Below are 21,358 nucleotides of genomic sequence, written 5' to 3' on the forward strand. Positions count from 1 at the left end.
CGGTGGCGGCCACCTCCCGGGAGGCGCGGCGCCGCCGCCTGATCGCGGCGGCGTTCCTCCTCCCGGCCCTCGTGCTGCTGGGCGCGCTGGTCGTGCACCCGATCGGCTACTCGGTCTACCGCAGCCTCTTCGACCGCTCCGGCGATTCCTTCGTGGGCGCCGGCAACTACCGCCAGATCCTCCAGGACGACACCATCCGCACCGCCCTGAAGAACACGGCGGTGTGGGTGGTCCTGGCGCCGGCCACGGCCACCGCCCTCGGCCTGATCTTCGCGGTGCTGACCGAACGGGTGCGCTGGGGAACGGCGTTCAAGCTGCTGGTCTTCATGCCGATGGCGATCTCGATGCTGGCGGCGGGCATCATCTTCCGGCTGGTCTACGACCACGACCCCGACCGGGGCGTCGCCAACGCGGTGTGGGTCGGGGTCCACGACACCTTCGCGGAGTCCTCGGCCTTCCCCAAGGCCCGCCCGGGCCGGGACTCCCCGCTGGTCCCGGCCGACGGGGGCGCCTTCGTCACCCGTGATCCCGTACGGGCGGGCACCCCGGCCGCCCTCCCGCTGGTCGGCGTGGCCCCCGAGGCCCTGCCCGAGGGCACCCGTACGGCGAAGGCCGCACCGGCCGAGCCGGGCAAGGTGACCGGGACGGCCTGGCAGGACTTCACCCGGGGCGGCGGCGGCCGCACGAACGCGGTCGACCCGAGCGAGTCGGCCTTCGCCGGCATGCGGATCGAGGCGGTCAAGGACGGCAGGGTGGTCGCTTCGGCGACGACCCGCGCCGACGGCACCTTCACCCTGCCCGCGGCGGCCGACGGCGCCCTGCTGCGGCTGCCCGCCTCGAACTTCCGGGAGGCGTACGCGGGGGTGCAGTGGCTGGGCCCGGCGCTCGTGACCCCGGCGGTCGTCGGGGCGTACGTGTGGATGTGGGCCGGTTTCGCGATGGTTCTGATCGGGGCCGGGCTGGCGGCCGTACCGCGCGAGCTGCTGGAGGCGGCGCGGGTGGACGGGGCGAACGAGTGGCAGGTGTTCCGCCGGATCACCGTCCCGGTGCTGGCGCCCGTGCTGGTGGTCGTCCTCGTCACCCTCGTCATCAACGTCATGAAGGTCTTCGACCTGGTCTTCGTGATCGCCCCGGGCGCGGTCCAGGACGACGCGAACGTCCTCGCGCTCCAGCTGTACCGGACCTCCTTCGGCACGGACGCCGACCCGGGTCTGGGCAGCGCCATCGCCGTACTGCTGCTGGTGCTGGTGGTGCCGGTGATGCTCGTGAACATCCGCCGGCTCAGGAAGGAGGGCTCCCGATGACCGGTTTCGACGAGGTACCGGACCCGAACCCGGCCGAACCGGCCCGGCCGACCGCCGGCGACCCCGCCGCGCGCCCGACCGCCCACACCGGGCCCGCCGCGGCCGGGCCGGGAGCCGGGGCCAGGCCGGGAGCCGGGGCCGCGTCCGGGGCCAGGGCCGGGATCGGGGCCCGCCCCGCCTTCGCCAGGCTCGCCGCAGGCGGCGCGCGCGTGTTCCTGGTGGCCGCCGCGCTGTTCTGGCTGCTGCCCACCCTCGGCCTGCTGGTCTCCTCCTTCCTCTCCCCCGCCGACCTCAACCGGGGCGGCTGGTGGCAGGTGCTGACCGCCCCCTCCCGCCTGACGGCGGCCAACTACGAGCGACTGTTGGCCAACGACACGATCACCGGCTCCCTCCTGAGCACCGTCGCGATCGCGGTACCGGCCACCCTCCTCGTGCTCACCCTGGGAGCGTTCGCCGGATACGCCTTCGCCTGGCTGGAGTTCCCCGGCCGGGACTGGCTCTTCCTCGTCGTCGTCGGGCTGCTCGTCGTCCCCGTACAGGTGGCGCTGATCCCGGTGTCCGAACTCTTCGGCTCCATCGGGCTGTTCGAGACCACGGCGGGCGTGGTCCTGTTCCACACCGCTTTCGGGCTGCCCTTCGCGGTCTTCCTGCTGCGCAACTTCTTCGCGGAGATCCCGCGCGAGCTGCTGGAGGCGGCCCGCCTCGACGGGGCGGGCGAACTGCGGCTGTTCACACGGGTGGTGCTGCCGCTGGGCGGTCCGGCGATCGCCTCGCTCGGCATCTTCCAGTTCCTGTGGGTGTGGAACGACATGCTGGTCGCGCTGGTCTTCGCGGACTCGGCGAACCCGCCCGTCACGGTCGCGCTCCAGCAGCAGGTGCGGCAGTTCGGGAACAACATCGACGTACTGGCGCCCGGCGCCTTCCTGTCGATGGTGGTCCCGCTCGTCGTCTTCTTCGCCTTCCAGCGGCAGTTCGTCTCGGGGGTGATGGCGGGCGCGATCAAGTAGCAGACCACGGTTGACGTGCGGTGTTGACGCTCCGTAACCCGAATGCCACACGCTGCGTAACCCGATCGCCACGCCGGGGGTTGCTGGGAAATATGCCCGCGCCGACCCCTGGATGTGCCGTGCCCCGGTTCAGCGTCATCGTGCCCGCGTACAAGGTCCAGGCGTACCTCCAGGAGAGTCTGGACTCGGTCCTGACGCAGTCGTACCCGGATCTGGAACTGATCGCGGTCGACGACGCCTCCCCGGACGCCTGCGGTTCGATCATCGACGAGTACGCGGCCCGGGACTCCCGGGTGACCGCCGTGCACCTGGCGCACAACCTCGGGCTGGGCCCCGCCCGCAACGCGGGCCTGGCCCGGGCCACCGGCGACTACCTGGTCTTCCTCGACGGCGACGACACCCTCGCCCCCGGCGCCCTGCAGGCCATCACCGACCGGCTGAAGGACACCGGCTCCCCCGACGTCCTCGTCTACGACTACGCGCGCACCTTCTGGACGGGCGAGCTGGTCCGCAACAGCCTCGCGCACCGCCTCTCCGAGGAGGGCCCGGCCAGCTTCCGCCTGGCCGACCGGCCGGCCCTCCTCGGCATGCTGATGGTGGTGTGGAACAAGACCTACCGCCGCGAGTACGTGGAGCGCGAGGGGCTGCGCTTCCCGCCCGGCCTGTACGAGGACACCCCCTGGACCTACCCGGCGCTGCTGGCCGCCGAGTCCGTCGCCGTCCTGGACCGGGTCTGCGTGCACTACCGCCAGCGGCGCACCGGCTCGATCCTGACCACGACCAGCCGCCGCCACCTCGACATCTTCGACCAGTACGACCGGGTCTTCGGCTACCTCGGCGGCCGCCCCGAACTGGAGCGCTGGCGCCCCGCCGTGCACCGCAGGATGGCCGGCCACTTCTGCACCCTGTACGCCGATCCGCGCCGCCTCCCGCGCGCCGCCCGGGCCGAGTTCTTCAAGCGGGCCTCGGTCCTCCTGCGCCGCTACCGGGCGCCGGGCCGGGTCGGCGCGCCGCCCCTGTCCCTGTCCCGTACGGACCAGCTGCGCCACGCCCTCATGCGGCTGGGCACCCGCCGCACGTACCGCCTGCTGTCGGTCCTGCGCTCCTTCGCCCTGGCCGCCGGCCGCGGCGCCGCCGGCCTCGGGCGGGGCCTGCGCGAAGCGGCCCTGCGCCTGCACTACCGCGCCCAGCGCCTGCTCCCGCTCCGCCCGGAGCTGGCGGTCTTCTCCGCGTACTGGCACGGCGGTTACGCCTGCAACCCGGCCGCGATCGAGGCGAAGCTGCGGGAGCTGGCGCCGCGGATGCGGACGGCGTGGATCTGCGACCCGGAGCACGCCCCGACCCTCCCCCGCGAGACGTCCCTCCTGCGGCCGGGCTCGAAGGCGTACTGGACGGCCCTGGCCCGGGCCACGTACCTCACCACGAACGTCAACTTCGAGCGCGCCCTGGTCAAGCGCCCGGGCCAGATCCTGCTCCAGACCCAGCACGGCACCCCGCTCAAGCGGGTCGGCCTGGACCTCCAGGACCGCCCGGCGGCCACCCCGACGACGGACTTCGCGGGCCTGCTGCGGGGCGCGGACCAGTGGGACTACCTGCTCTCGGCGAACCGGCACTCCACGCTGGTGTGGGAGAAGGCCGTACCCGCCTCCTACACCACCCTCGAATACGGCTATCCCCGCAACGACCCCTTCCACCGCGCCACCCAGGCGGACGTCCTGGAACTACGCGAACGCCTCGGCATCCCGGCGGGCTCGACGGCGATCCTGTACGCCCCCACGCACCGCGACTACCGGCGCAGCCGGCCGGACCACCTGGACTTCGAGCGGGTCCTGCGCGACCTGGGCCCGCGCTTCACGATCCTGACCCGTACGCACCTCACGTACGCGGACTCCTACGCGGTGGCGGAGTCCCACCCGCGCCTGATCGACGTCTCCTCGTACCCGTCGGTCGAAGAGCTCTGCCTGGCCTCGGACGCGCTGGTCACCGACTACTCGTCCCTGATGTTCGACTACGCCGCGCTGGACCGGCCGATCGTGATCCACGCGGACGACTGGGAGGCGTACGAGGCCGCCCGCGGCACCTACTTCGACCTCCGCTCGTGCCCGCCCGGCGCGATCGCCCGCACGGCGGACGAGCTGGTGGACATCTTCACCACCGGCCACTGGCAGGGCTCCCGCTCGGCGCAGCTGCGCGCCGCGTTCCGCGCGCGCTTCTGCTCGTACGACGACGGGCACGCGGCGGAGCGGGTGGTCCGCCGCGTCTTCCTCTCCCAGCCGAACCCCGTCCCGGCGGTCATCCCCCTGGAAGACCGCCACCCCTGCCCCCCGGCTACCGCCGCTCCCACCCCGAACCCGACCCCGACCCTGACCCCGGCCTGGCCGTAACCCCTGCGGGATGTACGGGTGCGGCGCGGCTGCTGGGGCTCCGCCAGGCGCGGCTGGATGCCCGCAGGGCAATTCCAGCCTCGCCGGCGTTTGAGGCGCGGGGTCTGGGGCGGAGCCCCAGGGTCTTTCAGCCAGTCCGGCGTTTGAGGACCGGGTCCGGGCAGCGCCCGGGGAACCGGGGGCACCTCCCAGCGGTAGCTGGGGGAGGAAGGGCGGGTAGGGGACGGCTCCGCGCAGCGGCACCCCACCCCCGCCGGGGCTACTCGGCGCGGAGCCCCGCCACCACGGACCGCGCCAGCTCGTCCAGGTAGTCCCCCTGGACGGAGTCCCGGACCACGACCTGCCGCCAGTACAGCGGCCCGATCGCCAGATCGAGCGCCCGATCCGGATCGACCCCGTCCGGAAGCTCGCCGCGCGCCACCGCCTCGCCGACGATGCCCGCGGCAAGCCGCCGCTGCCCGTCCAGCAACGCCCCCCGCACCGCGTCCGCGATCTCCGGGTTCCGCGCCGCCTCAACCAGCAGGTCGGGGATCACCGCGGACGCCACCGGGTGCCGCAGCACGTGCGACATGACCTCCAGCAGGGCCCGTACGTCCCCGTACAGCGACCCCGTCCGCGGCACCGGCAGCCCGTCCACCGCGAAGGCCCCCACCAGGTCGAGCACCAGGTGCAGCTTGGACTTCCACCGCCGGTACACCGCGGTCTTGCCGACCCCCGCGCGCCGCGCGATCCCCTCGATCGACATCCGCGAGAAGCCGACCGCGGCCAGCTCCTCCACCACCGCCGCCCGGATCGCCTCGGTCACGTCCTCACGCAGAACAGCGGCGCCCGCAGGGGCGCGACGGGGGGCAGGGGCGGAAGCGGCAGGATCCGTGGTCATGCACAGAGCATAACCGCGTCACGTCACGACGATACGGTTGCGTTCCGACGCATCACGTCCTACCCTCGCCGTAGCGACGATACGGACCCGTTCCATCGTTCGCCACGCCCCGCCCCCGGCGAAAGCGACCCTCGTGACCACCTCGACCGCACCCGCCAAACCCTCACCCGCCGCCCCGGCCCCCGCCCCGACCTCCGCCCAGCTCGCGGACCTCGCGGCGGCCCACGGCCTCACCCTCAGCGGCGCCCGCCCCACCCTCCCCCGCTACATCGCGGAGCTCTGGGACCGCCGCCACTTCGTGACGGCGTACGCGACCGCCCGCATGCAGGCGACGTACAGCACCGAACGGCTCGGCCAGGTCTGGCACCTGGTGACCCCGCTGCTCAACGCGGCGGTCTACTACTTCATCTTCGGCATCGTCATGCACGCCAGCCACGGCGTGGCGGACTACCTGCCGTTCCTGATCACCGGCGTCTTCGTCTGGGACTTCATCGGCAGCTCCGTCAACGCCGGCACCCGCTCCGTCCACAGCAACCTCGGCCTGGTCCGCGCCCTGCACTTTCCCCGCGCGAGCCTGCCCATCTCCACCGTCGTGCAGCTCTTCCAGCAGCTGCTGGTCACCATGGGCGCCCTGGTCATCCTGCTGATCGCCTTCGGCCAGACCCCGAACCCGGCCTGGCTCCTGGCGGCCCCCACCCTGCTCCTGATGGCCGTCTTCGCCGCCGGCTGCGCCATGATCATGGCCCGGATCGGCAGCAAGAGCCCGGACGTGAGCCAGCTGATGCCGTTCGTCCTCCGCACCTGGATGTACTCCTCGGGCGTCATGTGGTCCATCGACACCATGCTGAAGACGGACCACCTGCCGCAGTGGGTGTTGATGATGCTCAAGCTCAACCCGGCGGCCGTCTACATCGACCTGATGCGCTTCGCACTCATCGACAGCTTCAAGGCGGGCTCGCTCCCCCACCACGTGTGGCCGATCGCCATCGGCTGGGCGCTGCTCGCCGGAGTCGGCGGCTTCATCTACTTCTGGAAGGCAGAGGAGGAGTACGGCCGTGGCTGAGCTCACCGAAACCCGCGTACCCACCGTCATCGCGGACGGGGTCCACGTCATCTACAAGGTCCACGGCGGAGGCAAGGCCAAGGGCGCCGCCACCGCGGCCCTGAGCCGGCTCTTCTCCCGCAAGCCGGCCCCCGGCATCCGCGAGGTGCACGCCGTCAAGGGCGTCACCTTCACCGCCTACAAGGGCGAGGCGATCGGCCTCATCGGCACCAACGGCTCGGGCAAGTCCACCCTGCTGAAGGCCATCGCCGGCCTCCAGCCGGTGGCCGGGGGCCGGATCTTCTCCCACGGCCAGCCGTCCCTCCTCGGCGTGAACGCCGCCCTGATGAACGACCTGACGGGCGAACGCAACGTCGTCCTCGGCGGCCTCGCCATGGGCATGACCCGCGAGCAGATCAAGGACCGCTACCAGGACATCGTCGACTTCTCCGGCATCAACGAGAAGGGCGACTTCATCTCCCTGCCCATGCGTACGTACTCCTCCGGCATGGGCGCCCGCCTGCGGTTCTCCATCGCCGCCGCCAAGGACCACGACGTGCTGATGATCGACGAAGCCCTGGCCACGGGCGACGCCGCGTTCCAGCGGCGCAGCCAGGCCCGCATCGAGGAACTGCGCGAACACGCGGGCACGGTCTTCCTGGTCAGCCACGGCATCGGCACGGTCCGCGAGACCTGCGACCGCGCGATCTGGCTGGAGGCGGGCGTGCTCCGCATGGACGGCCCGGCGGATGTCGTCTGCGACGCGTACGAAGCCTTCACCTCAGCCAGGAACTGACGCGCGCCTCAAACCCTGGGGCTCCGCCCCAGACCCCGCGCCTCAAACGCCGGCGAGGCTGGATATGGCCACTGCCGTCCCCCAGGCGCGGCTGGGTTGCCGCGCAGCGGCAATTCCAGCCCCGCCGGCGTTTGAGGCGCGGGGGTCCGGGGGCAGCGCCCCCGGCAACGGCGCCGCACCCGAAGACACAGGAACGGGCCGGGCCCGGGACCACCAAGGTCCCGGGCCCGGCCCGTTCAGCAGAACCGGCTAGCTGTGCGCCCTCAGCAGCGACCGCATCGTCCGCATCGCCACCGAAAGATTGGCCAGGTCGAAGTCGTCCGACCCCCGGATCTCGTCCAGAGTCGTCCGCGACCGGCCGATGATCGCCGCGTTCTTCTCCTCCCACGCCTTGAAGCGCTCCTCGGGAGTCGAGTCCCCGTCGCCCACCGCCAGAACGTCCGCGGTCAGCGCGGCATGCGCCGCGAACAGGTCCTCGCGGATGGACGCGCGGGCCATGGACTGCCACCGGTCGGCCCGCGGCAGTTCGATGATCCGGTCCATCAGCTGGGTGATGTCCAGGCGGTCGGCGAGGTCGTAGTACACCTCGGCGACGCCCAGCGGGTCCACACCCGTACGGTCCGAGATCGCGACGATGTCCAGCGTCGGGAAGGCCGAGGAGAACCCGGCCACCTTCGCCGCCAGCTCCTCCGGGACGCCCCCGCCCGTCAGCTCGTCGACGATCGACTGGTACCACTCCAGGTCCGCGCCGCGCACCAGCTTCGGCAGCTCCGCCCACACCTCGGCCACCCGCGCCGCGAAGAACGCGATGGTCTCGGTGATCTGGAGCGGCTGCGGCCGGTTGTTCAGCAGCCAGCGGGTACCGCGCTCGACCAGACGGCGCGAGTGCAGCCGCACCCGGGTCTGCACGTCGGCGGCGACCTCGTTGTCGAGGGCCTCCACCGCGTCCCACACATCGGCCAGGCCGAAGATCTCGCGGGCCGAGAGCTGCGCCCGGACGATCTCCTCCAGGGAGGCCCCGGTCTCCTCGCGCAGGCGGTGCAGGAAGGTCGAACCACCGGTGTTGACGGTGTCGTTGACCAGGAGCGTGGTGATGATCTCGCGGCGCAGCGCGTGCGCGTCGATCTGCTCCGGGAACTTCTGGAGCAGCGCGCCCGGGAAGTAGGCGTGGAGCAGGCGGCGCAGGTACGGGTCGTCCGGCAGCTCGGTGTGGATGAGCTCGTCCGCCACCGTGATCTTGGTGTAGGCGAAGAGGACGGCCAGCTCCGGCTGGGTCAGGCCCCTGCCGGTGTTGAGCAGTTCCCGGATCTGGCGGTCCGCGGGCAGGAACTCCAGCTCGCGGTTGAGCAGCCCCTCGCTCTCCAGGCGGCGCATGAAGCGCTGCTGGGCGTGGAGCAGGCTCGGGGCCTGGGCCGAGCCGTTGGCCAGGGCCGTGTTCTGCGCGTAGTTGTTGCGCAGCACCAGCGAGCCGACCTCGTCGGTCATCTCGGCGAGCAGCTTGTTGCGCTGCTTGACGGTCATGTCCCCGTCGGCGACGACCGCGTTGAGCAGGATCTTGATGTTCACCTCGTGGTCGGAGGTGTCCACGCCCGCGCTGTTGTCGATGGCGTCGGTGTTGACCTTGCCGCCGTGGTGGGCGAACTCGATCCGGCCGAGCTGGGTCAGGCCCAGGTTGCCGCCCTCGCCGATGACCTTGGCGCGGATCTCGGAGCCGTTGACGCGGATGGCGTCGTTGGCCTTGTCGCCGACGTCCGTGTGCGTCTCGGCCGTGGCCTTGACGTACGTGCCGATGCCGCCGTTCCACACCAGGTCCACGGGGGCCTTGAGGACGGCCTGCATCAGCTCGGCCGGGGTCATCTTGGTGACGCCCGCCTCGATGCCGAGGGCCTCGCGCATCGCCGCGGTGACCGGGACGGCCTTCGCGCTGCGCGGGTGGATGCCGCCGCCCGCGGAGATCAGCGAGGTGTCGTAGTCGGCCCACGAGGAGCGCGGCAGGTCGAACAGGCGGCGGCGCTCGGCGTACGAGGTGGCCGCGTCCGGGTTCGGGTCGATGAAGATGTGCCGGTGGTCGAAGGCGGCGACCAGGCGGATGTGCTCGGAGAGCAGCATGCCGTTGCCGAACACGTCACCGGACATGTCGCCGACGCCGACGACCGTGAAGTCCTGGGTCTGGGTGTCGTGGCCCAGCTCGCGGAAGTGCCGCTTGACGGACTCCCAGGCGCCGCGGGCGGTGATGCCCATGCCCTTGTGGTCGTAGCCGGCGGAGCCGCCCGACGCGAAGGCGTCGCCCAGCCAGAAGCCGTAGTCCTCGGCGACGCCGTTGGCGATGTCGGAGAAGGTCGCGGTGCCCTTGTCGGCGGCGACGACGAGGTAGGTGTCGTCCTCGTCGTGGCGGACGACGCCCTTCGGCGGCACGACCTCGCCGGCGACCATGTTGTCGGTGATGTCGAGCAGCGCCGAGATGAAGATCTTGTACGAGGCGATGCCCTCGGCGAGCCACGCGTCGCGGTCCACCGACGGGTCGGGGAGGTTCTTGGCGACGAAGCCGCCCTTGGCGCCGACCGGGACGATGACGGTGTTCTTGACCATCTGCGCCTTGACCAGGCCGAGGATCTCCGTACGGAAGTCCTCGCGGCGGTCGGACCAGCGCAGGCCGCCTCGGGCGACCTTGCCGAAGCGCAGGTGGACGCCCTCGACGCGCGGGGAGTACACCCAGATCTCGAAGGCCGGGCGCGGGGCCGGCAGGTCCGGGATGGCCTGCGGGTCGAACTTCATCGACACGTACGAGTGCTGCTCGCCCGCGGCGTTGAGCTGGAAGAAGTTGGTCCGCAGGGTGGCCTTGATGAGGGTGAGGAAGGCCCGCAGGATGCGGTCCTCGTCCAGCGAGGCGACCTGGTCCAGGGCCCCGTCCAGCTCCTCCAGCATGGCGTCGACGAGCTCGCTGCCGGCGGACTGGCGGCCGGGCGACATGCGGGCCTCGAAGAGGGAGACCAGCAGGCGGGTGGTGTGGACGTTGTTGCGGAGGGTGTCCTCCATGTAGTCCTGGCTGAAGGTGGAGCCGGCCTGGCGCATGTACTTGGCGTACGCGCGCAGCACGACGGCCTGCCGCCAGGTCAGCCCGGCGCCCAGCACCAGGGTGTTGAAGTTGTCGTTCTCCGCGTCGCCGGTCCACACGGCCGCGAAGGCCTCCTGGAACCGCTCGCGGGCGTCGTCTCCGAGGTAGTTCTCACCGTTGCCGGCGACGGGCATCCGCAGACCGAAGTCGTAGATCCACGCGCTGACCCGGTCGGAGCGGCGCAGCTCGTACGGCCGCTCGTCGGTGACCTCGACGCCCAGGCGCTGGAGCACGGGCAGGACCGCGGACAGCGAGACCTGCTCACCGGTCCGGTAGATCTTGAACCGGCGCTCGCCGGGGCCCGCGCCGACGGGCTCGTACAGGGAGAGCGCGAAGGGGCGCTCGCTGGCGGAGAGCTTCTCCAGGTGCACCAGGTCGGCGACGGCCGCGCGCGGCGAGTGGTCGGCCTTGTAACCCTCGGGGAAGGAGGTGCCGTAGCGGCGCAGCAGCTCGGCGGCGCGCTCCTCGCCGAGCTCGGCGACCAGGGCCTCGGAGAAGCCGTCGGCCCAGGAGCGGGCGGCGTCGACGAGGCGGCCCTCGATGCGCTCCACGTCGGACTCGGTCAGGACCGGCAGTTCCTTGCCCTGCGGGACGCGGACGACGAAGTGGATGCGGGAGAGGATCGACTCGGTGTTCCAGGCGGTGAAGTCGACGCTGATGCCGTCGAGCTCCTCCTTGAGGATGTCCATCAGCCGCAGCCGGACGCCCGTGGTGAAGCGGTCGCGCGGCAGGTAGACGAGCGCCGAGTAGTAGCGCCCGTACTCGTCCTGGCGCAGGTACAGCCGCAGCCGGCGGCGTTCCTGGAGGTACAGGACGGAGGTGACGATGGGCAGGAGCTGGTCGACCGGGGTCTGGAACAGCTCGTCGCGCGGGTACGTCTCCATGATCTGCAGCAGGTCGCGGCCGTCGTGGCTGCTCGGCGCGAAGCCGGCGCCTTCGAGGACCTCGGAGACCTTGCGGCGGATGACCGGCACGCGGCGCACGGACTCGGTGTAGGCGGCGGAGGAGAACAGGCCGAGGAAGCGGCGCTCGCCGACGACGTTGCCGTCGGCGTCGAACTTCTTCACGCCGACGTAGTCGAGGTACGAGGGGCGGTGCACGGTGGAGCGGCTGTTGGCCTTGGTCAGCACCAGCAGGCGGTGCTCGCGGGCCTTGGCGCGGGCGTCCGCGGGCAGCCGGTTGAAGGACGGCGAGACCGGGTGGCCGTCGTCCTTGCCGCTGTGGTGCGGGTCGGAGCGCAGGATGCCGAGGCCGGTGCCGGGCACGGCGGCCAGGGCGTCGCCGTCGACGAGGTTGTACTCGCGGTAGCCGAGGAAGGTGAAGTGGTCGTCGGAGAGCCAGCGCAGCAGCTCGCGGGCCTCTTCGAGCTCGTACTCGCGCAGGTCCGGGGCGGTGGGCTCCTCGGGCAGGCCTTCGGCGATGCGCAGCGCGGCGTCGCGCATCTTCTCCCAGTCCTCGACGGACTCGCGGACGTCGGAGAGCACGCGCAGCAGGTCGACGGTGATCTGCTTGAGGTCGGCCCGGTCGGTCTCGCGGTCGATCTCGACGTGGATCCAGGACTCGACGAGGGAGTCGTGGGGGCGCGCGGTACGGGGGCCGTGCGCGTCGCAGTCGGGGCCGAGGATCTCGATGAGCTTGCCGGTGACGTCACGGCGGACGACGACCTGCGGGTGGATCACGACGTGGATGCCGCGGCCCTGGCGGGACAGCTCGTTCGTCACGGAGTCCACGAGGAAGGGCATGTCGTCGGTGACGACCTCGACGACCGAGTGGCTGGAGGTCCAGCCGTTCTCCTCCACCGTGGGGGTCTGCACGCGTACGTTCGCGGTGCCCTGCGGACGGTTCTCGGCGATCCGGTAGTGCGAGAGCGCCGCCCCGAACACGTCGACCGGGTCCCGGTCCGAGAGGTCCTCGGGGGCTGTGTGCAGGTAGTAGCGCTGGAGGTAGGAGAGCACGGTGTCCCGGTCGGGACGCTCTCCCTGCTCGGACCCAGTCGGAAGTAGCCCCCCGGCCGGGCTGTTCTCAGCTACCCGGGCCGCCCGTGCGAGCAGCTCGGCCTTTGCTTCGTCCAGCTTGGTCTGCATGTCCTCTGGCTCCTGTCGCGCGCCATTGCGTGACGTAGGTGAAGGAAGGAATGACGGAGCGCCGCCCTGGGGCGGGATGTCCGTCAGTGATCGATATCGACGCTATGCCGTCGGGAGAGGCACCCGGGAGGGAATCAGCCATGTTCGGCAGGGAGTCCCGGGAGCGAGAATCAGCGAAGGCCCGGGCACAGTCGTGCGCCGGGCGCATGCCGGAGGCTCCAGTGCCGCCGATGACTATCGCGCTGATCACGGGTACAAGGCTATCTCGCCCCACCCCCAGGTCGTCATTCACTGCATCTGTACAAATCTCGGGGTGGAACTTTGACACTCTGGCCAGCGACGCGGCCGGCGGACCGTGCCAGGCGCTATTCGGCCAGTTCGCGAGCAGTGCGTACGGCCTCTGCCAGGGTGTCCACGACCGGCACACCGGCCGATTCCAGACTGGCGCGGCTGTGGGAGCCACCCGTGTACAGGACGGCCCGGGCGCCCACGTGGGCGGCGGCGAGCGCGTCGTCCACGGCGTCTCCGATGAGGACCGTACGGCCGCTTGTCACACCCGTCCCGTCCAGGGCGGCCATGTGGCGTACGAGGTGCCCCGCCTTGGAGGTGTGGGAGGGCCCGATCCGCCCGTCGACGCGCAGGAAGTGCCGGTCGATGCCGTGGGCCCGGACGAGCGGGACGAGCTTCTCGTGGGGCGCGAGGGACAGCAGCGACTGGGTGAGCCCGTCCCGCTGCCAGTCCTGGAGCAGCTCGCGGGCGCCCTCGGCGAGCCCGGCGTCCTCGGCGGCGGCCCAGTAGTGCCGGTGGAAGGTCTCGTCCATGACGACCCATTCCTCATCGGTGGGCAGCCGCCCCATGAGCCGCTCGTAGAACTTGGGCACCGGTACGACGTACAGCTCGCGGTAGGTCTCCAGCGTGATCGGCGCGAGGCCGAGCTCGGCGAAGGAGGCGTTCGTCGCGGCTATCACGGCATCGATGTCGTGGAGCAGCGTCCCGTTCCAGTCCCACACGATATGGCTCGTCATCGCAACAGCCCCGGGATCTCCTGCACCCCGAACCACAGCAGCTCGTGGTCCTCGGCCCCGTCCACGGTGAACTGCGCGTCGTCGTCCCCGCCGTCGGCGGCCTCCAGCGCGGCGGCGGCCGCGGAGACGTCTTCCAGGGCGTCATCGGCGTCGACGTGCACGGCGGCGGCCACGGTGAGCCGGACGGCCGCGGCCAGGCTCACCTGCCCGAGCGTCGCCTCGTCGACCCCGGGGATGGCGCTGACGGCCTTGTCGTCCACGTCGAGCGCGACGACGACCCGCTTGCGCGGTGCCCCGTCCTCCTGGGCGAGCATCCGCAGGGAGGCGGCGGCCGCCCGGCCGAGGGCGGCGTACTCCAGCTCCTCGATGTCGTCCGACACGTACCACTCGCGCAGCCCGGGCGTGACGGCGTACGCACGCAGCGGGGCGGGACCCAGCTCACCCGCCTTGTGCGCCTCGGCGAGCCCGGGGAGGGTCAGGGGGACGTACACGCGCATGGCCGGCTGCTTTCGGTAGTCGGAAACCTCCCCAGGATACGGCCGGCCGCGCCCTGACCGTCAGAGTGACCGCCCGGTACTCCTTCGGGCTGTTGGAGTTGGGCCTGCTGCCGTCCACTCCCGGCCCGGACCGGTGCTCAGGAAGGCCCGACCCGGACCTGTACCCACTCGAATAGGTGAAATCGACCACGCCCGCACGGAAAGTAGCCAAGTGGTTGCGCAACGTCATCGACGCATGGAGGATCCGGCGAAGTTACTCACTGGTACGGGAGGTCATCATGGAGACGAAACTGCGCGGCACGATCGGCGGCTGGGGCAGCCGGCGCCCGGCGGGAGCCTCCCGCACCAGGCCCGCGGGCCGCCGCGACACCCGTCGCCCGGCGGGCCCCCCGCGGACCCTGCAACTCGGCCCCCACCACTGGTTCGCCGACCGGCTGCTGGCGGTCGTCAGCGGCCTGCGCCCAGTCCACTCGCTCCTGGGCCACACCATTGGCGAGGCCTACGACCAGCTGGTCACCCTGGCCCCCGCCGACGGCCCCGCCCGCAAGGGGCTACGCCCGGTCATCCGCCAGTGCGGCCGCTTCACCCCGGGCCCGGGCGTCATCGAAGCCTTCGCCCGCATCGCCACGGGCGACCGCCTGACAGCCATGGCCTTCCGCCTGGAACAGGGCCCAGACCTCCGCTGGCGCTGCGCGGCAGTGGAAATCCAGGGCCCGCTGCCCTGAGGTTTCCAGCCCCGCCGGAGGCAAACCCAGCCCCGCCGGCGTTTGAGGCGCGGGGTCCGGGGCGGAGCCCCGGCAACGGCGCGGCACCCGGCCGACCGCACAAACGCGGCCGGGGCCGGACACCACCCAAGGTGTCCGGCCCCGGCCGACGAGCTCAACCCCGCAGGGGTTACTTCTTCCGGCGACGACCGCCAGAGGCCTTGGCGGCCTTCCGCCGCTCCGCCCGCGTCATCCCGTCACCCTCGCCACCGGCAACGCCGTCGGACTCGAAGTCGCCCTCGACGACCCCGCCCTCCCCGTCCACCGTCGGCGCGGAGAAGTGCAGCCGGTCCGGCCGCTGCGGAGCGTCCAGCCCCTTGGCCCGGATCTCCGGCCGAGAGGCCGCCGGCACCGGCTCCTTCGTCATCGAAGGCACCGCGTCCTGCACCGGAAGCTCCTCGACCTGCTGCTCGACCTGGACCTCCAGGTTGAACAGGTAGCCGACGGACTCCTCCTTGATGCCCTCCTGCATGGCGTTGAACATGTCGAAGCCCTCGCGCTGGTACTCGACCAGCGGGTCCTTCTGGGCCATCGCCCGCAGGCCGATGCCCTCCTGCAGGTAGTCCATCTCGTACAGGTGCTCACGCCACTTGCGGTCCAGCACCGACAGCACCACGCGCCGCTCCAGCTCGCGCATGATGTCGGAGCCGAGCGCCTTCTCGCGCGCCGAGTACTGCTCGTGGATGTCGTCCTTGACGGACTCCGCGATGAACTCGGCGGTGATGCCCGCCCGGTCGCCCGCCGCGTCCTCCAGCTCCTCGATGGTGACCTTCACCGGGTAGAGCTGCTTGAACGCGCCCCACAGGCGCTCCAGGTCCCACTCCTCGGCGAAGCCCTCGACCGTCTCGGCCGCGATGTACGCGTCGATCGTGTCGTCCATCATGTGCCGCACCTGCTCCTGCAGGTCCTCGCCCTCCAGGACGCGGCGGCGCTCGCTGTAGATGACCTCACGCTGGTTGTTGAGGACCTCGTCGTACTTCAGGACGTTCTTGCGCGTCTCGAAGTTCTGGGTCTCCACCTGCGACTGGGCCGACGCGATCGCGCGCGTCACCATCTTGTTCTCGATCGGCACGTCGTCCGGCACGTTGGCCATGGCCATCACGCGCTCGACCATCTGCGCCTTGAACAGCCGCATCAGGTCGTCGCCCAGCGACAGGTAGAAGCGGGACTCGCCCGGGTCGCCCTGTCGGCCGGAGCGGCCGCGCAGCTGGTTGTCGATACGGCGCGACTCGTGGCGCTCGGTGCCCAGCACGTACAGCCCGCCGAGCTCCTTGACCTCCTCGAACTCGGCCTTCACGGCCGCCTCGGCACGCTGCATCGCCGCGGGGAGGGCGTGCGCCCACTCCTCGATGTGCTCCTCGGGGTCCAGGCCCTGCTGGCGCAGCTCGGCCTCGGCGAGGTCGTCCGGGTTGCCGCCGAGCTTGATGTCGGTACCGCGGCCGGCCATGTTCGTGGCGACGGTGACGGCGCCGCGGCGGCCGGCCTGGGCGACGATCGTCGCCTCACGGTCGTGCTGCTTGGCGTTGAGCACCTCGTGCGGGATGCCCCGCTTGGAGAGCTGCTGCGAGAGGTACTCGGACTTCTCGACCGACGTCGTGCCGACGAGGATCGGCTGGCCCTGCTCGTGCTTCTCCGCGATGTCGTCGACGACGGCGGAGAACTTCGCGACCTCGGTGCGGTAGATCAGGTCCGGCTGGTCCTTGCGGACCATGGCGCGGTTGGTCGGGATCGGGACGACGCCGAGCTTGTAGATCTGGTGGAACTCGGCGGCCTCGGTCATGGCCGTACCGGTCATGCCCGACAGCTTCGAGTACAGGCGGAAGAAGTTCTGCAGGGTGATCGTGGCGAGGGTCTGGTTCTCGTCCTTGATGTCCACCCCTTCCTTCGCCTCGATCGCCTGGTGCATGCCCTCGTTGTAGCGGCGGCCGGCGAGGATGCGGCCCGTGTGCTCGTCGACGATCATGACTTCGCCGTCGATGACGACGTAGTCCTTGTCCTTCTTGAACAGTTCCTTCGCCTTGATGGCGTTGTTCAGGTAGCCGACGAGCGGGGTGTTCACCGACTCGTAGAGGTTCTCGATGCCGAGCCAGTCCTCGACCTTCGCGACACCGGCCTCGTGGATGCCGACGGTCCGCTTCTTCTCGTCGACCTCGTAGTCGCCGGTCTCCTCGATGCCCTTCAGAGGCTGGCCGGGCTCGCCCTTGGTCAGGCGGGTCACCAGCTTCGCGAAGTCGGCGTACCACTTCGTGGCCTGGTCGGCCGGGCCGGAGATGATCAGCGGGGTACGGGCCTCGTCGACGAGGATCGAGTCGACCTCGTCGACCACGGCGAAGTTGTGGCCGCGCTGGACCAGCTCGTCCTTCGACCACGCCATGTTGTCGCGCAGGTAGTCGAAGCCGAACTCGTTGTTCGTGCCGTAGGTGATGTCGCAGCCGTACTGCTCGCGGCGCTGCGCCGGCGACATGTTCGCCAGGATGCAGCCGACCTCCAGGCCGAGGAACTTGTGCACCCGGCCCATCAGCTCGGAGTCGCGCTCGGCCAGGTAGTCGTTCACCGTGATCAGGTGGACGCCCTTGCCGGACAGCGCGTTCAGGTACGCGGGCAGCGTGCCGACGAGGGTCTTGCCCTCACCGGTCTTCATCTCGGCCACGTAGCCGAGGTGCAGCGCCGCGCCACCCATGATCTGGACGTCGTAGTGACGCTGGCCGAGCACGCGCTTCGCGGCCTCGCGCACGGTGGCGAAGGCCTCGGGCAGCAGGTCGTCCAGGCTCTCGCCGTCCTGGAACCGCTGCTTGTACTCGTCCGTGAGCGCCCGCAACTCGGCGTCGGAGAGGTTGACGAAGTCCTCTTCGATGGAGTTGACCTGGTCCGCGATGCGGTGCAGTTTGCGCAGGATCTTGCCTTCGCCTGCACGCATGAGCTTGTTGAAGACGGACACCGAGGTTTGTCTCCTTGCCGGTCGGGCCTGGGCACTGTACGTACACGGGCACGGCAGGTGGGCCCCACCGTAACGGCCATCGTAAGCGAGGACGTGGTCGCGCCGGGAGGTCCGCCGTAGCCGCGAGGGCGCGGGTGCCCGTATTGAGAACGTACGGGTGACACGGAAGGTGCCGCTTCCCCCGCGAGATTCCCGAAAAGTGTTCGCCCCGCAGGTGGCGGTGGCAGCAGAATCCATTCATGGAGCCCACCACACTGACCACCGACCGGCTCGTCCTGAGGCCGTTCGCCCCTTCCGACGAGGACGAGGTGTACGCGGCCGCCCAGGACCCGGACATCCAGCGCTTCACCCTCGTGCCCTCCCCCTACGAGCGCGAGCACGCGCGGACCTTCGTGAACGAGCTGGTCCCGACCGGGTGGCGCGAGGACACGGCGTACAGCTTCGCCGTCCGCCTCGGGGCCGAGGGCCCGCTGGTCGCCGCGGTCGGCGTGCACGTGCACGAGGTGTTCGGGAACCGCGCCTACGAGATCGGCTACTGGGCCACCAAGGAGCACCGGGGCAACGGCTACATGGCCGAGGCCGTCCGCGCCGTAGCCGGCTGGGCCTTCACCGAGCTCGGCGCCGCGCGCCTCGAATGGCGGGCCGACGTCGACAACCCCGGCTCCTGGGCCGTCGCGCGCAAGGCCGGCTTCCAGCTGGAGGGAACCCTGCGCGCCGGCATGCAGGGCCGCGACACCATGCTCGACTGCCGCATCGCCGGCCTCCTCCCCACCGACCTCGGCCTGCCCTCTCGCGTGCCGTACGTGCCGTCGGCTTCCGCGTAGTGGAGCCGATCACGCTGACCACCGAGCGCCTCGTGCTGCGTCCCCACACTCCCGGGGACGCGGCCGAGGTGCACGCCGCCTGCCAGGACCCCGAGATCCAGCGCCGGATCTCGGTGCCGGTCCCGTACGAGCAGGCCCACGCGGAGAAGTACGTGACGGAGAGCGTCCCGACCGGGTGGCGCGAGGACACCGCGTACAACTTCGCCGTCCGGCTCGGGGCGGACGGCCCCCTCGTCGCCACGCTCGCCGTGCACCGGACCGGCGCCCACACCCACGAGATCGGGTACTGGACCGTCGCCGGTCACCGGGGCCGCGGTTACATGACAGAGGCCCTGCGCGCCGTCGCCCGCTGGGCGTTCACCGAGGCGGGCGTCGTGCGCCTCGTCTGGCGCGCCGGGGTCGGCAACGACGCCTCCCGGGCCGCCGCCGAGCGCGCGGGCTTCCGCATCGAGGGCGTCCAGCGCGCCGGCATGGAACACGACGGCGCCCTGCTGGACTGCTGGGCCGGCGCCCTCCTCCCCGCCGACCTCGGACTGCCCTCGCGGCTGCCGTACGCGCCCGCTGTCAGTGGCCGCCGCTAGGCTCCGGAGATGACCTCGACCCCGCTCTCGCTGTCCGCCGACGAGGCCCGCCGGATCGCCCTGCGCGCGCAGGGCTTCCTCGGGGCTCCCGACCGCCGGGGCGGGGTCCGCGGGGTCCTGCGCCACCTCGGCGCCGTACAGCTGGACACCATCTCGGTCCTGGCCCGCTCGCACGAGCTGATCCCGTACGCGCGCCTGGGCGCGGTCGGCCGGGACGCCGTGGAGAAGGCGTACTGGTCGGACCGCCACGCGTTCGAGTACTGGTCGCACGCGGCCTGCATCCTCCCCATCGAGGAATGGCCGCATTTCGCCTTCCGGCGCCGCGCCAACCGGGCCCGCGGCCACCGCTGGCACCACCTCAAGGACAAGGACCACTCGACGAAGGCGGTCCTGGACCGGCTCAAGGCCGACGGCCCGCTGACCTCGACCGAGCTGGGCGGCGCCAAGAACGGCGGCGAGTGGTTCGAGTGGTCCGAGACCAAGATCGCGGTGGAGTGGCTGCTCGACACCGGCGAGGTGGTGTGCAGTGAGCGCCGGGGCTGGAAGCGGGTGTACGACCTGCCCGAGCGCGCCGTCCCCGACGCCCTGCTCCACGACGACCTGGACGACCGCGAGTGCCTGCGCCGTCTCGTCGCACTGGCCGGGCAGTCCCTGGGCGTCGGCACCCGCGCCGACATCGCGGACTACCACCGCCTCAAGGGCGAGCAGTTCGACGCGGTGGTCGCGGACTCCGGGCTGGTCCCGGTCGAGGTGGAGGGCTGGGCCAAGCCCGCCTGGGCCGACCCGGCGGCCCTGGCCACGGCCCCCCGCGGCCGCCACCGCACGACGCTGCTGTCGCCCTTCGACTCCCTGGTGTGGGACCGGCCGCGCACGGAGCGGATCTTCGGTTTCACCCACCGCCTGGAGGCGTACGTCCCCAAGCCGAAGCGGATACACGGGTACTTCGCGATGCCGCTGCTGGCGGGCGGTCTGCTCCAGGGCCGCGTCGACCCGGCCCGCGAGGGCCGCACCCTGGTCGCCCGGCAGCTCTCCCTGGCCTCCCCGAAGGCGGCGCCCGCAATGGCGCAGGCCCTGTGGGAGGCGGCCGAGTGGGTGGGCTGCGACGCGGTCCGGGTGGAGCGCGCGCAGAACGCCGCCGAGGCCGCCGCGGTCACCGCCGAACTGGCGGCACTGGCCACCTGACCGGGCCCCCCAGGGGCGCGGGGAACTGCGCGACCAGCCACGCACGGCCCGCAGTCGATCGCACACGCGGGCCCCACCAGTCCTGCCGACCCCGCGGGAGGCGATCAGCGGATCTCGAGGATCTTCTCCCGCATCGCGTAGACCACGGCCTCCATCCTGGAGTGCAGCTGGAGCTTCTCCAGGATGTTGCGGACGTGGTTCTTCACGGTGTTCTCGGAGATGAACAACTCCTTGGCGATGTCCCGGTTGTTCATGCCGGTGGCCACCAGCTTCAGGACCTCCAGCTCCCGGTCGGTCAGCCGCGGAGCCGGCACCAGCCGCCGCTCGTCGGTCCGCTGGATCATCGACTTGAACTCGGTGAGCAGCTTCGACGCCATCGACGGACTGATCTGCGACTGTCCGTCCGCGACCGCGCGGATGGCCGTCGCCACCTCGTCCGTCGAAATCTCCTTCAGGAGGTACCCGGTCGCCCCCGCCTTGATCGCGTCGTAGAGGTCGGCCTCCTCGTCGCTGATCGTCAGCATGATGATCTTCGCGGAAGGCGCCACCTCCTTGATCGAGGTGCACGCCTCGATCCCGCCGCGCCTGGGCATCCGTACGTCCATCAGCACGATGTCCGGCAGCAGATCGGCCGCCTTGTCCACGGCCTCCGCCCCGTCCCCGGCCTCGCCGACGACCTGGATGTCCTCCTCCTGCGCGAGGACGATCTCCAGTCCGCGCCGGAACAGCGCGTGGTCGTCGACCACGAGCACCCGGATGGGCTCCCCGCCCCGCGAGCCGGCCGCTTCCCCCTCCGCCGCCCGGTCCGCGTCACGACAGCCCGCGCCGTCGTCACCTCGCACCGGCCCGAAGCCGTCCGCCATCGTTCCTCCCCCTGCATGTGCTGAGCCGCCGGACCAACCGGACGCACTCCGCCGCCGGTTGACTGTCCGCCA

15 protein-coding genes are annotated in these 21,358 nt (G+C 71.2%); 9 read left to right on the top strand and 6 right to left on the bottom strand.

What is annotated here, in order from left to right:
* Positions 1 to 2 precede the first annotated feature (2 nt).
* From AB0O21_RS33520 to AB0O21_RS33530, 3 genes are all read left to right on the top strand, one after another.
* On the top strand, positions 3 to 1,304 hold the full coding sequence (locus AB0O21_RS33520; protein ID WP_365177414.1) for a sugar ABC transporter permease: 1,302 nt from the start codon (positions 3 to 5) through the stop codon (positions 1,302 to 1,304).
* The gene (locus AB0O21_RS33525) at positions 1,301 to 2,311 is read left to right on the top strand and encodes a carbohydrate ABC transporter permease (protein ID WP_365177417.1); all 1,011 of its coding nucleotides are present in this window, start codon (positions 1,301 to 1,303) and stop codon (positions 2,309 to 2,311) included. The genes AB0O21_RS33520 and AB0O21_RS33525 overlap by 4 nt, the downstream gene beginning before the upstream one ends.
* Positions 2,312 to 2,430: 119 nt before the next feature.
* Positions 2,431 to 4,695, top strand: coding sequence for a bifunctional glycosyltransferase family 2 protein/CDP-glycerol:glycerophosphate glycerophosphotransferase (locus AB0O21_RS33530; RefSeq protein WP_365177420.1), 2,265 nt, complete (start codon positions 2,431 to 2,433; stop codon positions 4,693 to 4,695).
* A gap of 259 nt (positions 4,696 to 4,954) precedes the next feature.
* Here the strand turns inward: AB0O21_RS33530 and AB0O21_RS33535 are convergent, their stop codons facing one another.
* Positions 4,955 to 5,575: a TetR/AcrR family transcriptional regulator gene (locus AB0O21_RS33535; RefSeq protein WP_365177423.1), complete on the bottom strand. Its 621-nt coding sequence runs from the start codon at positions 5,573 to 5,575 to the stop codon at positions 4,955 to 4,957.
* A 133-nt stretch (positions 5,576 to 5,708) separates the two neighbouring features.
* Between AB0O21_RS33535 and AB0O21_RS33540 the strand changes: the two genes are divergently transcribed.
* Positions 5,709 to 6,638 carry an ABC transporter permease gene (locus tag AB0O21_RS33540; protein ID WP_365177426.1) on the top strand — a complete coding sequence of 310 codons (930 nt, stop codon included), beginning with the start codon at positions 5,709 to 5,711 and terminating at the stop codon, positions 6,636 to 6,638.
* On the top strand, positions 6,631 to 7,413 hold the full coding sequence (locus AB0O21_RS33545) for an ABC transporter ATP-binding protein (protein ID WP_365177429.1): 783 nt from the start codon (positions 6,631 to 6,633) through the stop codon (positions 7,411 to 7,413). The genes AB0O21_RS33540 and AB0O21_RS33545 overlap by 8 nt, the downstream gene beginning before the upstream one ends.
* 249 nt (positions 7,414 to 7,662) lie before the next feature.
* Here AB0O21_RS33545 and AB0O21_RS33550 read toward each other — a convergent pair whose 3' ends face one another.
* From AB0O21_RS33550 to AB0O21_RS33560, 3 genes are all read right to left on the bottom strand, one after another.
* Complete coding sequence (locus tag AB0O21_RS33550) at positions 7,663 to 12,612, bottom strand: NAD-glutamate dehydrogenase (RefSeq protein WP_365177432.1); 4,950 nt, start codon at positions 12,610 to 12,612, stop codon at positions 7,663 to 7,665.
* A gap of 365 nt (positions 12,613 to 12,977) precedes the next feature.
* Positions 12,978 to 13,637 (bottom strand): HAD family hydrolase, encoded by a 660-nt coding sequence (locus AB0O21_RS33555; protein WP_365177434.1) that lies wholly within the window; start codon positions 13,635 to 13,637, stop codon positions 12,978 to 12,980.
* The gene (locus AB0O21_RS33560; protein WP_365177437.1) at positions 13,634 to 14,134 is read right to left on the bottom strand and encodes a hypothetical protein; all 501 of its coding nucleotides are present in this window, start codon (positions 14,132 to 14,134) and stop codon (positions 13,634 to 13,636) included. Before AB0O21_RS33560 ends, AB0O21_RS33555 begins: the two co-directional genes overlap by 4 nt.
* Positions 14,135 to 14,412: 278 nt before the next feature.
* Between AB0O21_RS33560 and AB0O21_RS33565 the strand changes: the two genes are divergently transcribed.
* The gene (locus AB0O21_RS33565; protein WP_365177439.1) at positions 14,413 to 14,859 is read left to right on the top strand and encodes an Rv3235 family protein; all 447 of its coding nucleotides are present in this window, start codon (positions 14,413 to 14,415) and stop codon (positions 14,857 to 14,859) included.
* Positions 14,860 to 15,028: 169 nt separating this feature from the next.
* Here AB0O21_RS33565 and secA read toward each other — a convergent pair whose 3' ends face one another.
* Positions 15,029 to 17,836 carry a preprotein translocase subunit SecA gene (gene secA, locus AB0O21_RS33570; RefSeq protein ID WP_365177442.1) on the bottom strand — a complete coding sequence of 936 codons (2,808 nt, stop codon included), beginning with the start codon at positions 17,834 to 17,836 and terminating at the stop codon, positions 15,029 to 15,031.
* A gap of 239 nt (positions 17,837 to 18,075) precedes the next feature.
* On the opposite strand from secA, the gene AB0O21_RS33575 reads away from it, so the two are divergent.
* From AB0O21_RS33575 to AB0O21_RS33585, 3 genes are read left to right on the top strand one after another with little or no spacing between them, the layout of a single operon-like run.
* Positions 18,076 to 18,660, top strand: a complete 585-nt coding sequence (locus tag AB0O21_RS33575) for a GNAT family N-acetyltransferase (RefSeq protein ID WP_365177445.1) — start codon at positions 18,076 to 18,078, stop codon at positions 18,658 to 18,660.
* Complete coding sequence (locus tag AB0O21_RS33580; RefSeq protein ID WP_365177448.1) at positions 18,660 to 19,241, top strand: GNAT family N-acetyltransferase; 582 nt, start codon at positions 18,660 to 18,662, stop codon at positions 19,239 to 19,241. The genes AB0O21_RS33575 and AB0O21_RS33580 overlap by 1 nt, the downstream gene beginning before the upstream one ends.
* Positions 19,242 to 19,250: 9 nt before the next feature.
* On the top strand, positions 19,251 to 20,423 hold the full coding sequence (locus AB0O21_RS33585; RefSeq protein ID WP_365177451.1) for a crosslink repair DNA glycosylase YcaQ family protein: 1,173 nt from the start codon (positions 19,251 to 19,253) through the stop codon (positions 20,421 to 20,423).
* A gap of 104 nt (positions 20,424 to 20,527) precedes the next feature.
* Here AB0O21_RS33585 and AB0O21_RS33590 read toward each other — a convergent pair whose 3' ends face one another.
* Positions 20,528 to 21,286, bottom strand: coding sequence for a response regulator transcription factor (locus AB0O21_RS33590; RefSeq protein ID WP_365177454.1), 759 nt, complete (start codon positions 21,284 to 21,286; stop codon positions 20,528 to 20,530).
* Between the last annotated feature and the right edge of the window lie 72 nt (positions 21,287 to 21,358).

Source organism: Streptomyces sp. NPDC091371, assembly GCF_040684275.1.
Taxonomy (GTDB): domain Bacteria; phylum Actinomycetota; class Actinomycetes; order Streptomycetales; family Streptomycetaceae; genus Streptomyces.

What these genes read in the sequence shown, in the direction of transcription:
- AB0O21_RS33590 (WP_365177454.1), bottom strand. Translation starts at nt 21,286, where the DNA reads ATGGCGGACGGCTTCGGGCCGGTGCGAGGTGACGACGGCGCGGGCTGT.
- AB0O21_RS33535 (WP_365177423.1), bottom strand. Translation starts at nt 5,575, where the DNA reads ATGACCACGGATCCTGCCGCTTCCGCCCCTGCCCCCCGTCGCGCCCCT.
- AB0O21_RS33560 (WP_365177437.1), bottom strand. Translation starts at nt 14,134, where the DNA reads ATGCGCGTGTACGTCCCCCTGACCCTCCCCGGGCTCGCCGAGGCGCAC.
- AB0O21_RS33565 (WP_365177439.1), top strand. Translation starts at nt 14,413, where the DNA reads ATGGAGACGAAACTGCGCGGCACGATCGGCGGCTGGGGCAGCCGGCGC.
- AB0O21_RS33550 (WP_365177432.1), bottom strand. Translation starts at nt 12,612, where the DNA reads ATGCAGACCAAGCTGGACGAAGCAAAGGCCGAGCTGCTCGCACGGGCG.
- AB0O21_RS33555 (WP_365177434.1), bottom strand. Translation starts at nt 13,637, where the DNA reads ATGACGAGCCATATCGTGTGGGACTGGAACGGGACGCTGCTCCACGAC.
- AB0O21_RS33525 (WP_365177417.1), top strand. Translation starts at nt 1,301, where the DNA reads ATGACCGGTTTCGACGAGGTACCGGACCCGAACCCGGCCGAACCGGCC.
- AB0O21_RS33585 (WP_365177451.1), top strand. Translation starts at nt 19,251, where the DNA reads ATGACCTCGACCCCGCTCTCGCTGTCCGCCGACGAGGCCCGCCGGATC.
- AB0O21_RS33575 (WP_365177445.1), top strand. Translation starts at nt 18,076, where the DNA reads ATGGAGCCCACCACACTGACCACCGACCGGCTCGTCCTGAGGCCGTTC.